Raw genomic sequence first — 14,334 nt, 5'->3', positions numbered from 1 at the left:
AGGGACAGGAGTATAGAAACTCCTAGCCCTTAACCCCACCGGCAGTTATTCCTCGAACAAATTGTTTTTGGAAAATGATATATGCAATAATCATCGGTAACGCTGAAATCGCTAAACCAGCTAATTGGACTCCAAAGTTTGTGTTTAGCTGACTTCTTAGGTTCATAAGTCCGACTGGAATCGTACGAAGGCTTGAGTCTTCAATGAATACAAGTGCAAACATAAATTCATTCCAAACGAACATACCTGTTAAAAGGGCCGCAGAGGCAATAATTGGTTTCCCCATTGGAAGGATAATATGCCAGAACACCTTCCAAGTATTGCAACCATCGATAATGGCTGATTCTTCTAATTCACGTGGAATCGAAAGAAAATACGATCTCATTAGAAAGATTGCAAAAGGTAATTGAAAGGCAACATATGGTAGGATTAGTGCACCATATGTATTGTATAACCCTAAAAATTGAAGTAATTTATAGAGTGGAATTAAACTAACCTGTGGAGCTAGCATTAACCCGCTCAATATAAGTATCAGCAATACATTTTGTCCCTTGAACTGAAACCGACTTAATCCATAAGCAGCCATGGACCCTATCAGTAAAATGAGTAAAACAGAAACAAGTGTAACAAAGATGCTGTTAAAGAAGTATTTTCCGACCCCCGCATCCCAGGCGGCCTTGTAATTACTCCACAACCATTCCTTTGGTAAAGTCCATGTATTCAAGAAAAAATCACTGTTTGATTTTAAACCACTTAATGCAAGCCAGATAAGAGGATAGATAATGACCAATGAAAACAGTCCAAACCATACTAAAATGATAGTCTGAAAGATTCGATTTTTAATTTTCATTTTCTCCCTACACCTCCTTACCTGTTTTCCCCATCCTCATCTGAATCAAAGATAGAGTTAGTGTAATTACAAAAATAACGGTACCGATTGTAGAGGCATAGCCCATCTCATCATTCCTAAAGGCGGCTCGATATAGCATCGTGCCTAAAACCTCTGTTGACCGTCCTGGACCCCCACCAGTCATCACGTATACTTCATCAAAAACCTTAAATGCGCCAATGACCGTAATCACACTTCCAACAAGGATCATCTCTTTTATTTGTGGCAACGTGATGTGAAAAAACGTTCTAATTTTGGAAGCACCATCAATCATGGCAGCTTCATAATATTCATAAGGGATTTTTTGCATCGCTATTAAAAACAGCATCGTCATGTAACCCGTGTATTGCCATTGAGAGACCGCAACAACGGCATATATCGCTGTTTTACTATCTCCCAACCAAGAATGGGTCCATTCAGATAGACCAATCGCGTTCAATGCCCCATTCACAAGTCCAACCTCTGGATTATACAAAAGCTGCCACATTAACCCAACTACTGCAATCGAGATTACAGAAGGGATAAAAAAGACTGTTCGGAAAAACGGTTGAAATCTTCGAATCAATTTATCCTCAAGAATCGCAGCTAGAACTATCCCTAATCCTACTTGAAAAATAAGAGAAATGACTGCATATAGAAAGTTATTCTTTAGTGCTGTATAAAAGATAGGATCCTTAAATAATTTAAAATAATAATCGAATCCAACAAACACTTTCCCAGCATCAAATGAATTCCACCTAAACAAACTATTGTACAAATTAAGGACGATTGGCAAGAACACCATTAGTACAACAATGAGAAGCGCTGGCATAATATAAAGGATCGCAGTGCGACTATTTCGATAACTATTTTTCATCCAATACCCTCCTAAGAGGGGGCAAACAGTGTAATAAAACTGCGTGCCCGTCTAGTATTATTCGACTTCACTTTGAACTTCTTTCGCAACTGCCTGGATTTCTTTTATGATTTCTTCAGGTGATTTCGAACCATCTAGCAACAATTGAATATTAGCTAAATACACATCTGCCACTTTTGCATGAACGTCAGTATCCAGCCATTCTGCCATTCCTTCTGATTTCTTCATTGTTTCAACACCATCAACAACCTGTTGAAGGGCTGTGTCTGGGTTAGTTGCTCCATCAATTGGACTTGGCCAGCCAATTTGCTCTGCTAGTTTTACAGCATTATCTTTACTAGTTAAGAATTTTAAGAACTTAATAGCTTCTTCTGGGTGCTTCGTTTTAGAAGAAACGATAAATCCATCTGGTGCTCCTGTAATGAAGTTCTGATTGCCTTTTCCTTCTGAAATCGCAGGCATTTGGAAGAAGCCCCAATTTCCATTCATATTATTCTCTACATTTTGGAACTCTTCTAATTCAACATAGATCATAGCTCCTTTACCAGCGAAGAAATATTGTACAGCCATATCATGGGAACTAGAGTTGACATTCTCCATTAAATAGCCGTTTTTATTTAAATCTGCAAACATTTCCATTGCCTTTACATATCCAGGATCAGTAAATTCCCCTGAGCGTGGATTATAGTCCTTCATACGAACATCTTGAGAAATCATTTTTTGATTAAGTCCAGTTAAATAATGAATGGCAGCCCATGGACTCTCATTTCCTAATATAAGGGGAGTTTCTCCACCTTGTTTGAGTGTGTCTAGTAGTGTAGTAAATTGATCCCATGTCTGAGGTTCTTGTAGATTATATTTTTCGAAGATTTCTTTATTGTAAACAAAGAATTTTCCATTAAAACGAAGAGGTATACCATAATTTTTATCGTCGGATGAAAATGGCTGAAGGGATGCAGGAATAAAACTATCTTTCCAAGCAGTATCTTCTTCTAAATAAGGAGTTAAATCTAAGGCTGCTCCAGCACGAACAAATTTTCTAGCAAATTCACCTGACCATGAAAACATGATATCTGGCACTTCATTACCACCAAGAATGATTCTTAGCTTATCCTTAATTGGTTCGTCTGCAATAGCTTCCATTTGAATCTTAATATCGGGGTTTTGTTTTTCAAATTCCTCAACAACTTCTTCAAAATAAGGTGCATACTCTGGTTGAGGCCACTTGTGTAAAATTTTCAAGACAGTCTTACCTGAATCTTTACTAGAGGAAGAATTGGAACACCCTGTTAAGATAAGGGCGAACATCAGCAACATAACACCAAGCGTCTTTGTCATTTTTTTCATTCATTAACCCTCCTTATTTTTTGAAAAATACCAGTCTTTCTATTTAATCATTTTTCCGATAACCACCTCCAAATAAGTTTCATATTTTTACTCTTTCTTTATAAAAATTTAAAAAGAAATCCCATAGCCAAATGCGCCATCAACAAGACAGGTTTTTGCTGCAATTTCAGCTCCTTTACGTAAGCTCTCTCTTAGTAACTCACCATGTGATTCATAGATTTTGTTCTTTTTACCTTCTATATAATGAAGGATAAATGCGGTGAAAAATGAATCTCCTGCTCCTAATGTGTCAACAGGTTTTACAAAATGCGGCTCCTGGCGGTACAATTGGTCACCATCGTACACCATAGCACCTCGAGAGCCCATCGTCCCAATAACCAAACTACTTCCATAAGAATGAACTTGCTTTACTAGGTTAATAGCTTCCTCATCTGATAACTGTCCACAAGATAAAAGGCTAATATCAACATGTTTGCAAACATCACGCAATTTCTCATCTGTATAATCACTTGAAAAATCATAGGATAGGAGAGTTTTCGTTTCTTTAATCTTATGTAGTTCTGAGTCCATATCACTGTAAATAGAGCTATGAGCTATTTCAAAGGTTTGGATATATTCTAAATCATCTTTTGTAAGAATAATTGGATGCTCCTTTTGGACACCGCCCTCATTTCCTCCTATAAATACTCGATCACCATCCACTAAATCTACTGCCGCATACCCATTTTCCCCTGAATGTTGACGACAATGTGTGATATCAATTTCCAAGCTCTTCAATGTTTTAATGATGTGACTTGCTGCTTTATCATTTCCAAAGACGCCTAGGTACGCAGCTTCATTACCAAGCTGTTTCGCATACACACTAAAATTCAATGCATTTCCACCTGGGTACATCGTTTGCTTATGAACATATTTATCAACTACATTGTCTCCCACTCCGATTACCCTCATCATTACCACTCCTTTAAAGATTATCTAAAATGGTATATACCATTTTATGTAAGAAAATACCTAAAATGAAAAACAATCATTTTAGGTTAAGCTCCGAATAAAACTTTACGATATCACTTCTAGTTAACGAGGTAGAAAACTCGATTTCCTTGTTATTACGGTCAAATGCAACTGCCTCCCGAAAAATACAAGGACTCTCTGTACGGATTCTGAGTAATTTGCTTTCATTTTCTTCAGAGAAAGTTACTCTCAAATACTCTTTTGCTTTTACAAGCACAATCCCATAAACACTTTCTAATATTTGGTATAACGATGTATTATCTGTGATATGCTCCTCAATATTTCTACAATATCGTTCAGGAATAAATGACTCTTCAATGGCAATGGGCCTTTCATCTACTAGTCGCAATCTTTTAACAGTGAACATATTTTCCCCAACAGGGATCTGCAGTCTCTCTGCTAAAAAAGGAGTCGCTTCCATATGACCGATAGAAAGTACTTGTGTACTTGGAGTCAGCCCTTTACCCAGCATGTCATTCGTAAAACTGTTAAAGGTGATAAAATCCATTTGAATCTTATTGTTTGAAACAAATGTTCCAGCACCCACTCTGCGCTCAACGAGTCCTTCTCTCTCTAAAATCGATAGCGTGTGTCTTGCAGTCATTCTACTAATTCCATACTGTAAAGCAAGATCTCGTTCAGAGGGAAGCTTATCTCCATGTTTTAATTTACCTACTTCAATATCCTCCATAATCTTTTCTTTCAGTTGTTTATAAAAAGGGATTGATTCTTGATTTTCTAACCTGCTCATGGTAAGGTTCTCTCACTTTCTTAAAGTAATCTTACTTTCATTATATATGAAATGTAAGCATTACTTTAACAATATTCTCCTCTAAAAATGGTATATACCATTTTTAGTAAAAGTAATAAAAAATTAGGAAGCAAGCAGATTATGAAATTGACATATTTATAAAGCGCTTACAATCAGTTTTAAAAAAAAGAAGCAAAACTTGTAATGTTAGAATAGTCTAAATATTTAAACTTGTCAATGATTAGCCCTAAAAAAGCAACCAGTTTTTCTTCGACATAAATCTGTTTTTTTCACCTTTATGAACAGTTTAGGCGTAGGCAGATGGGACATGGGGACAGGAAAGTCATCCACACATTTTTTGACATTACTGTTAACAAATGTGTGCACGATTTTCCTGTCCCCTTGTTCAGGCATCTATTGTAAATGTTTTTGTTCCATCCGCAGGGGGACAATGGCAAGTCCAAGGACCAATCATGATTGATGCAGCTCAGACACTAGGAATTCCTGTTTCAGTAGCAATTAATTCCGTTTCAATCGGAGACATTGTTACAAACTTAATGCAACCATTTTTTGTATTACCTGCACTAGGGTTATCTGGACTCAGTTTAAAAGATATTTGGGGTTATTGTTTAGTTTCCATGATTATTCTATTTATTATCTCTACAATAGGCGTAACTTTTATTCCAATGTTATTTTAACCTACAACGGGACATGGGACAGGAGAGTTATTCATCCATTTTTTTACATAACCTTTAACAAATGTGTGCATAATCCTGTCCCCTCGTTCAACTTGGACAGCCCTTTTTTCAGATAGATTGAAAAAACATTCATTTTTTACTCATTTATCAATTAATACTTCATCGATAAGCATTTCTTCTTCATATTCCTTAAAAGCTGAAAAATTATCATCCGTATATCTAATACCTCTTAAGATAAGTAATTTTCCCTTTACAAGTAATTTTGTAATTTGTATTCTACTAGAAAAATGGGTAATCTGAGTTAATTGCTGCTTTTCAATATCATAAATAAACACATTGCCGCCAATTCCAACAGTCCCGTCCCCATAACCTTTAATAAGTGCAATCGTCTTTTTATTAAGCCAAACAGCATATTTAGGAATGTTGCCATCTTTATCAGGAGAAATAACTTCTTGAATGTATCCACTTTCCATATCATACATATAAAGACTTCCCGATCTCTCCCATTCTAAAGGCGAAATATAAATTGCTTTCTTTTTGTCAGGAGATACTTCGGGTTTAGAAGGAAAGTCTTCTGTAATGATAGTACTCTCTCCACTTGGGTTAATTTGTATTAACTTCTCATTGACTTCATCATACATAAGTTGGTACATCATTCTTCACTCCCATTAGGTAGTAAACCACGAATTAAAATACTTTTGGTCTCTGGAATGTGATAAATTATCTCTTCAATTACTGAAAGAGGAAACAAGATTATTTTAAAAGGTTAACTTTTTTCTATACTATTTAGGAAATCTAATTGATTTGGTGTAGGATTAAGTGGTATTACTAATACCCAAAAATCCGGTTGATGCTGAGCCGCTGTTGATATTTCATTATATAATACGGTACTACTAGGCATTCTTTTCCATTTTTTACATTGAAATATCCATTTTCTATCATAACCTAGATTAAAAGGTAATTCCTCATATCTAGTGGCTGTAATATCTCGTCCTCTTCTCTATTTATTGCAATTTCTACTGTAACATAATAAATTTCTTTTAAATTAGAAGTCTACTCAAACAAACTCATCTGTTCCACTTCCCCTAATCGTTCCATTGCTACCGGTTCGTGGTCTTGGAAGTAAGCATGATGGAGCCATTTTTCTTTCGTCATGACTTTTTTTGATGAATCTGTAGATGCTCTCAATCTGCAACTATATATAATTGGGAAGTAGTCTTGAAGGAATTTACCCTCTGCATGTGCTGTTAGAGCGATAATTTGAAATCCTAATTGCTCTGCGATGAAGAAAACCGGACTCAAGACGTGGTCACTGGATGCTTTACCGAATGGGTTATCTAAAATGACTGCTCGGTGCCGCTTCATGTTCGATTGGATATGCTGTCTCTTTTCTGCTACATAATTTAAAATTCCAAGGAACAAAGTCATATTTTTACTCCATTTTTCTCCACCTGACCATACATTACTTTGCTCCCAAGAGTATGAGCGTGTCGTCACTTTATTGTCATTCGTTACTTTGCGACAACTAACCTTCATCACTTCATTATTCATAACGATTTGGAGTAATTGCTTGGACTGTAGCCACATTTCAATATCTTTTCGAATTTTTGCTGCGTCCTCTTCCCCTTGATCATTATAAAAACGATCTGACTCTAGCTGCTGAAGTATCCACTCAATATAGTCTAGGATTCTTGTTTTTCCAATTTCCTCGTCCCATTCAGGTATATTAAAGTTAAAAATCTGCTTCCAATCATTAACTATTTTCACTTTCGTTTTTTTCGGAATTTGCTTAAGCTCTTCTGTAAGTGTAAGCAAATGTGTATGAATTTGTGTGACGAACAATTGCATATCTTCATCACTTTGGCGAATATGTTCATTTGCATAAACTGTTACTCTTTCTATCCGTTGCAGCATATTTCTTTTGAATTCAAGAATATCATCATATGATTGTTTCACTTCAATACCTGTTAAAGCCATTTGACGGAGTTTTACATCTGAGATTTCTGTATTACAAAACTCTCTAAATTTACGTTTTGCTCGTGCAACTGTTTCTTTCTCATTTTCCACTGCTGCCTTGCCTAATCTCAATTGATCTGTTATTGCCTTTATGAATTTTTTTCGGCTATAGGTGAAGTCGTTCAATTCTTCGTCGTTTAATCGAACTGCTTCGACGTCAGGTGCATTAAAATGGTGTCCTTCTATAAAAAGATCCAGACTATACTTTGCTTCTTGTAATTCTTTTACTTGCTTTTCCATTCTAGCTTTCTCTTGATCGAGGAAAGATTTTCGTTCCTTTAAATGTTGTTGTTCCTGCAATAATTTACTTTGTAGCTTTTCTACGCCTTCTGCAAATTCCACTATCTCGTAGGAAGGGTAGTCTTTTTTAAATTGAAGTAGCCTATTACTCAATAGCCCAAGTTGCTTATCTTTTTCCGATGCTTTTTCCTGAACTTTACGATTGGCGTTTTCAAGCTCTACCTTCAAAGCTTCTATTTTCCCGAAAAGAATACTCATCCTTTGCTTACCGTCCCCAGGAAATAGCATGTCTTCATCTAAATTTTGCTGTTCTTTTAGTAAATCATTGATTTGGTCATTGTTGGACTGGAGAAATTCGAGCACACCTTCTCTTTTTGCAATCCACTCCCCTTTAGTTCGATTAATTTTTTCTAGAGAAAACTTTAAATCTTGGATTTTATCTAAAAGAACTTGCTTACTTTTACCTGTAAAAATCGGGGTGAAAGATTGAACAGATGGATATGCCTCTTCTCTTTTTAATAAAATTAACTCATTTCCCAATTGATTCTTTCGATCTTGAAGCTCTCTTTTTTGATTCTCGAAATCTTCGATGAGCCTCATACAATTCGTCAAATCTTTCTGTAAATGTTGAAGATTTTTTTCTGCAAGCTGCTTACGCTCGCTGTCTTCTTCAAGCTCGCGTTCATAATGTAAATAATCCATCGCTTTGGAAATTTTTTCCCCAAGCCCTTGTTTTTCATCCCGATAATTGTTGATAGTTGTTTGGAAAACAGTAATAGCAGATTGGTGCTCCGCAATAGTTGTTCTAACTTTTTGTATCATAATTGCTAGTTCTTGAAGAAGGTTTGATAGCTTGTTTTTTTCTTCTTCTAACGTAAAGATTTTCTTATACGGATTTACTTCTAGAAATTTTGTTAATTCATGTAGGCATTCTTCCCAAACTTTTATCTCTTGTTCTTTTAACTCTCTAATAGCGGTTGTTTCGAATGCACTTTTCTTTATTTCCTTTTTCCAATTAGTAAATGTGCTAAGTTCAATATTTTCTCCCCAATGGCTAGGAGAAACCCAATAGTTAGCAGACTCCTCCTGAACTTCAACTGCTTCTTCCGTAGTTATGACAACAATAGGGAACTGCAATTGATCGGATATGCTCCTTATTTTTCCTATTAAAGCTTCCTTCGATTTGTTTGTCGTTACTAAAGTAAGTGGCCATAATGGATATTGTTTATACTTTTCTCTATCCTTTTCGTTCATTGATTGTACGTATTCAACACCAGTGACAACATAATCAAATTGATTTTTCCAGCTTTGAACTTTTTCTTCTAAAAAAGCATCCCCGAAAAATTGATCTTGTCTATCATAATCATCCACATAACGGTAAGCGATTCGCTCGCGGTATAATAGTTGATCTCGTTCCTTTTTTCGCTTTGTTATTTCATCCTCTAACCTTGTCCTAATTGCTTCCTCTTGTAAATGAATTTTTTCGATTGATGCCCATTGGGGACGTAGGGAACTAAGCAGCTTTATCACATGTTTTTGTTCTTCTATAAATTGATCTAGTTGATAGTTTACATTATTTTGCTTATTTTCCACTCTAGATTTTTCAAGCTGATTCTCTTCTAGCTTCTTCGTTAATACCTTTATCTCTCCCATTTTTTCTTTTTCTTGCTTTATGAAAGAAATAATTTCGTCATCAAGATATTGTTGACGCTTCGTCCATTTTTCCATTTCCTCCTTCATATCTTCCTGTGTCGGATTGGCAAGAAGCTGATTCTTTAAACGTTGTAAATCGTTTGTTCTCGTTTCTATTTTACTTTGTAAACTAGAAATTAAATTTAGTGCATCTCTTTCCTTATGCTCTATTTCTTGCTTCCTTCCTATTTCCCCTTCTAGTTTATTTATTATAGGGTTTAGCTCTAATGAAACATTTTTCCGTTGGTTTTCTAATCGTTCTTCCTCTTCCATATAAAAACCGCGCAACTCTTGTCTTGCTATTTCAAGTTTTTCTTCAAAGTCATTTACTTCATCCGTTTGTTCAAACGAAGCAAGCTCCTCTTCTATATGCTTTAATGAATCTTGCTTTTCCTTACGCCTTGCTTTTAAGTCAGACAATTTCAAGGAAAAATATTCCCTTTTATTCGTATGGAGTTCTTCTTCCTTTTTATTTCGATCGCCTAACACTTCCTTTAACTCCTCTTCCAGGCGTTTTAACGTTAGTTCTTCTATTAAAATTTCATACGAGGCAGACTTTACTTGATAAAAAGTTTCGGAAGTATTCCATTCCTCTAGTTTCGTTAATACTTCGGCGTGTTCAACGGTGGCTTTCGTTTGTTGTTCTATTGTTACCGTCCATGTACCTTTCGTGCGCTGTTTAGCTTTTTCATATTCTTTTTCTCGTTGATGTAATTTTTCATAAACAGATACATACTCTTCCAGTTCGCTCTGAATTTGTTTATTTTCTTCCAATGTTTCTTTTAATTTTTTATAGTTTTTAAAACTCGTATGCTGCTTTTCAAATAAGTCAGCAAACATATTTTCTTCATGACCATTTATAGAACGTTCTACCGTTGGAATAAGGAGTCGATCAAATAATTGATTCGTCGTTTTACAGTCGTCAAAAAATGCCTCTACCCCACCTTCCGAGCTATTAATTTTCACGATACTTTCCCATTCGCTTGAAATAATGTGGTACTGTTCTTCGATAAACGTTTTATATTCTTTAATAGTAGGAAATGTACGTGCCATAAATGAACGTTCACGCATACCACTATAATAATCTAGCATTTCCCCACGATCGGCCGTTCTCTTTCCGTCTTTTCCACCACGAACGAAAGGAATACCTTCTATTCCGTGTGGATCATTCCCATCATATTCGTACACATATCGATAAGAGTCTAAACCGTTCTTCGTCATAAATAACGTTACGGCTGTCACAACGTACCGACGTGGTTGATCATTCATAATCCATTCAATTGCAATATGTGCAGGGGCGTTTTCAAGCTGGAGTGTATTTTTAATTTTCCGATCTGCTAAATCAACATGAGGTAAAATGGCCTGCAATGCCGTTTGAATGAGCACTGTTTTCCCGCCACCGTTTTCAAGTAAAATGGCACCGTTATGTCCTTCAAATAAAAAAAGCTCATCATTATATCTCTTATTACCTTCTTCGTAAACAACATTAGTTAATCTAATTTTACTAATGGCTGGCACGTTCATCCCTCCGATCAAATCCGTATATGAACTCCAATATTCCTTTGTTATATTCTATTTCCATGAAAAATCTCTGAATAATCGTTTTCGCCTTTTCCGTTAACGTTATTTCATCGTTTCCAATTTCCTGTATTAGTTGTTGAGAGAGTAAAAACCTTTTTACTGTATCGATAAAGCTTAGACGGCTTATCGTATTTCCGCTCTGTTTTTTAACTGTTTCTTTAATATCATCCATATCGTCCCATTTTTCGATAATCAATCTCCAATTATAGGAAAACTCTTTTTCTACTTCTTTTAACTCTTCCTCATCATGAGATTTTAATTGGTCAATTCGCTCTTGAATAAATCGAATCCACTCATCAAGTCGAATAAATTGTCTTGTCGGCTCATTACTTTGATACGTGTCGTAAAAGCTACCGAATAGAATAATTGTGGAAAAATAAAGTAAGTATATATCACCATTAGTGGAACTAGAGCGTAAAAAATTCTTTTTGATCCAGTCGTTGCTTACATGAAAAAAAGAGAGCTTCGTTTTAGGAACTAAGAAAAGTTGTTCACTTGTAGATATCACTACCGCATCTACTTCCTGGCTAAACATCTCAAGCAGTCCACGAATTTCATCATCTGCTCGGTATAGTTGCACTGCTTCACGATCTGCCACTCCATCTCTAGCAAGCTTTGTATATAATTGAAAGGCTTTAATGATTTTTTGTTCAGAGTAATTCATTTAATTCTCCTCCAAAGTTATCTCCATATCTTGAATAGAATAACGGGAATATCTATTTATGATTTCGTTTCCTTCTTGAATAACTAGTATTTTTGTCTCTAATAATGATATAGCATCTCCTAATAGTGTTTTTCCTTCTTCCTCGTCTAATTCTCCATTTACAATAGGAGATCGTTGATGTAAGATGATCCAAAAGTCATAAAAATAACGTTGTTCGTAAATAGAAGAAAGGCTATTCCTATCGAGATAATCCATAAATTGAGTGAGCGTTGAGATTTTTTCTTCCTCAAAAGCTAACAAATAATATTGCATAAGCTCTTTAAATTTTGCTTTCAACCAATTTCGATAAGGTAAATTCGGTTCCTCATCTAGAACGGAAAGAAAACTTTGTTCCACCTTTTCTTCACGTTCCTCTGATATGTTTTGTTCAGCAAAAACAGTTAATGGCGACCATTGAACGTTTTGCTCAACCTGTAAAAAAGGATGAAGAACGCCTTTCATCGCATCCATCGGTAATGGCGTAGATACGATTTTCGAAACAATGTCTTGATCGAAGTTAAATGACTGAATACCTGTATAGTAAAGGGATTCTTGTGCGGCTAATAACGTTGTATTTTTCATACTTAGTGTTTTATCTAGCAATCTAGAATGATCATAATGAACGGACTCTAATTCACCTGTTATTTTTACTATTAGCTCATACGTCTTTACTTCTTTTTTATGAATATCTTTAGAAAAAAGTCGCTCTCTTGTCTCTTTTACAAACTGACGCAATTCTTTAAATTCTTCATCTTCTCTTATTAGACGTCCATAAATATCCTCTAGAAGCTGCTTGTATCTCTCAAAAGTTTCCTCTGAGACGATGCTCCGCTGAATTTCGTGCTTCAACTTATTCATTCTCTCTTCTAAACTCTCAACATCAATACGCATTTCGTTAATTTGTCTTAACGCACCTTTAAATTCCCCTTTATCAAGCTGCTTCCTTAACATTAATTGATTGATAGAAAGTTGAAATTCACTATAAAACTCTTTCGTTGCAAAAACTAACTCTAATCCATCTTCATCCAACGTATAGTATTGTGTGTTCGTTTTTAAATCAAATGCATTAGCCTTTAGTATCGAGTACTCAATGAATTGTTCTCGTTGCTCTTCCCAATTAAAATAAGAATAATCTCTTTTTCTACCAGTAGTGGGTCGAAAAGTTTGTATAATCGTTCGAGCTAACCTTTCATAGCTCGCATCATTTAATACGTATTGAGAAGATACTAAAGATTTTAAAAATGAGGCCAGTTCTTTTACTCCCGTTTTATATTGCCTTAATAGCTTGTTCTCAAAGAAAAAGAGCAAGGATAATAGCCCTAAACCTTTCATATCTATTGTATTCTGATTAATGTCTGTTTCTCTTTTTCGGTCTAGTTCAAATAAAGGGTCAAACAATGCAAGCCTTCTCATCCGCTCTCTATATCCACTCGTTATTTCCTTTAACTCATGCTTGTCCAAAATAGTCCCTCCAAATCTGTTGTAACTCCTTTGTATTTAAGGATTCTTGTGGATAATACTGTCCGTTTGCAAGTAATGTTTTTATTTGCTCTTGCTGATTAGTCTCAAAACAGTTTACAAAAGACTCCAGCGCTACCAATCTTTCTTTTTGATATTCCTTCCCTTTTGCAGGTGATTTCTTTAAACACGCATTGTAAAAAGGTAATGCAAGTTCGACTCTTCTCTTCTCATTCAACGAATACCATATCGATATTCCTTCACGGTCAATATCTCCAAAATAAAGAAAACGATGATCTGCTTTAATAGGAAACTGAAATGGAAACTGTTCAATACTTGCGATAACAGCTTTTCCTTTTCCATAAATGATAGTTGAGAAGTCTGTTTCTTTTAACACTTCGACTAAACCTTGGTATGTCGTTTTATTTTCTACAATTAAATGATATTGAATGTCGTTTGATAGATTGGAAGGATGTACTGCTAACATAAGAGGATCTGAAACAGGTAGTATATGAAGCTTATCAAATAATTTAATTCTTTCAAGAAGTTCTTTCCCGCCTTTTTCATCTATCCACTTTTCATCTCCAACTATTTCATAGCTTCTTTCAGCTGCAGGTACACGGTCTGTAGGAAAGGAATTTTGTTTAAGGTATACATCTATTTTCTCGATAAAAGGTAAGTCCTGTTTCCATAAAGATTGGTCTTTTGAGTAATACTCGTCCAAAATAATAGAAGAATGAAAACGTCTACGATATTGGACAAGTTCTTGATGAAAATCTTCTACAAGAAGACTTTTGTTAATTCGGTATTGAAAAGCAAGAGACGGTATTCTACTGTTTCGCCCTTTCGATTTTACCATTACTAAAATGGCTGATTTCTCCAACTTTAATACTACCTTTGCAAATTGCTCGTATGATTGAAAAGATGATGTGAACATATGTTCAAGCTCTGTTAGTCCAATCGTTTTCTTACTATATGTATTCAGAAATTTTTTCATCTCTTCCAATTGCTTACACTCCTATTTACAATCTTTGTATATTACTATTTTACTAGAAAGAGACAAGTATTAAAAGTGAACATGGAGACAGGAAA

At 35.3% G+C, this 14,334-nt stretch carries 11 protein-coding genes; 1 reads left to right on the top strand and 10 read right to left on the bottom strand.

Annotation, left to right across the window (positions count from 1 at the left end; genetic code table 11):
• Window positions 1–22 precede the first annotated feature (22 nt).
• From BC6307_RS07070 to BC6307_RS07050, 5 genes are all read right to left on the bottom strand, one after another.
• The gene (locus BC6307_RS07070) at window positions 23–850 is read right to left on the bottom strand and encodes a carbohydrate ABC transporter permease (RefSeq protein WP_066411263.1); all 828 of its coding nucleotides are present in this window, start codon (window positions 848–850) and stop codon (window positions 23–25) included.
• 7 nt (window positions 851–857) lie between these two features.
• On the bottom strand, window positions 858–1,745 hold the full coding sequence (locus tag BC6307_RS07065; RefSeq protein WP_066411266.1) for a carbohydrate ABC transporter permease: 888 nt from the start codon (window positions 1,743–1,745) through the stop codon (window positions 858–860).
• A gap of 57 nt (window positions 1,746–1,802) precedes the next feature.
• Window positions 1,803–3,092: an ABC transporter substrate-binding protein gene (locus tag BC6307_RS07060; protein ID WP_066411268.1), complete on the bottom strand. Its 1,290-nt coding sequence runs from the start codon at window positions 3,090–3,092 to the stop codon at window positions 1,803–1,805.
• Between the two features lie 108 nt (window positions 3,093–3,200).
• A complete protein-coding gene (locus BC6307_RS07055; RefSeq protein WP_066411271.1) occupies window positions 3,201–4,046 on the bottom strand; it encodes a fructoselysine 6-kinase in 846 nt (281 codons plus the stop codon).
• Window positions 4,047–4,119: 73 nt separating this feature from the next.
• Window positions 4,120–4,854 (bottom strand): GntR family transcriptional regulator, encoded by a 735-nt coding sequence (locus BC6307_RS07050; protein WP_066411274.1) that lies wholly within the window; start codon window positions 4,852–4,854, stop codon window positions 4,120–4,122.
• 377 nt (window positions 4,855–5,231) lie between these two features.
• Between BC6307_RS07050 and BC6307_RS07045 the strand changes: the two genes are divergently transcribed.
• A complete protein-coding gene (locus BC6307_RS07045) occupies window positions 5,232–5,552 on the top strand; it encodes a TIGR00366 family protein (RefSeq protein WP_084380118.1) in 321 nt (106 codons plus the stop codon).
• A 140-nt stretch (window positions 5,553–5,692) separates the two neighbouring features.
• Here the strand turns inward: BC6307_RS07045 and BC6307_RS07040 are convergent, their stop codons facing one another.
• The 5 genes from BC6307_RS07040 to BC6307_RS07020 form a co-directional block, all read right to left on the bottom strand.
• Window positions 5,693–6,208 (bottom strand): DUF4652 domain-containing protein, encoded by a 516-nt coding sequence (locus tag BC6307_RS07040; protein ID WP_157076574.1) that lies wholly within the window; start codon window positions 6,206–6,208, stop codon window positions 5,693–5,695.
• A 397-nt stretch (window positions 6,209–6,605) separates the two neighbouring features.
• On the bottom strand, window positions 6,606–11,018 hold the full coding sequence (locus tag BC6307_RS07035; protein ID WP_066411282.1) for a coiled-coil domain-containing protein: 4,413 nt from the start codon (window positions 11,016–11,018) through the stop codon (window positions 6,606–6,608).
• Window positions 11,005–11,745, bottom strand: a complete 741-nt coding sequence (locus BC6307_RS07030; RefSeq protein WP_066411284.1) for a DUF6063 family protein — start codon at window positions 11,743–11,745, stop codon at window positions 11,005–11,007. Before BC6307_RS07030 ends, BC6307_RS07035 begins: the two co-directional genes overlap by 14 nt.
• The gene (locus BC6307_RS07025; RefSeq protein ID WP_066411287.1) at window positions 11,746–13,245 is read right to left on the bottom strand and encodes a replicative DNA helicase; all 1,500 of its coding nucleotides are present in this window, start codon (window positions 13,243–13,245) and stop codon (window positions 11,746–11,748) included.
• Window positions 13,232–14,239 carry a Wadjet anti-phage system protein JetD domain-containing protein gene (locus BC6307_RS07020; protein ID WP_084380120.1) on the bottom strand — a complete coding sequence of 336 codons (1,008 nt, stop codon included), beginning with the start codon at window positions 14,237–14,239 and terminating at the stop codon, window positions 13,232–13,234. Before BC6307_RS07020 ends, BC6307_RS07025 begins: the two co-directional genes overlap by 14 nt.
• Window positions 14,240–14,334 lie beyond the last annotated feature (95 nt).

The sequence above is a fragment of the Sutcliffiella cohnii genome (assembly GCF_002250055.1).
Classification (GTDB): Bacteria; Bacillota; Bacilli; order Bacillales; family Bacillaceae_I; genus Sutcliffiella; species Sutcliffiella cohnii.
The sequence above is the reverse complement of the archived record's forward strand: the minus strand, read 5'-3'. Positions and strand labels throughout refer to the sequence as shown.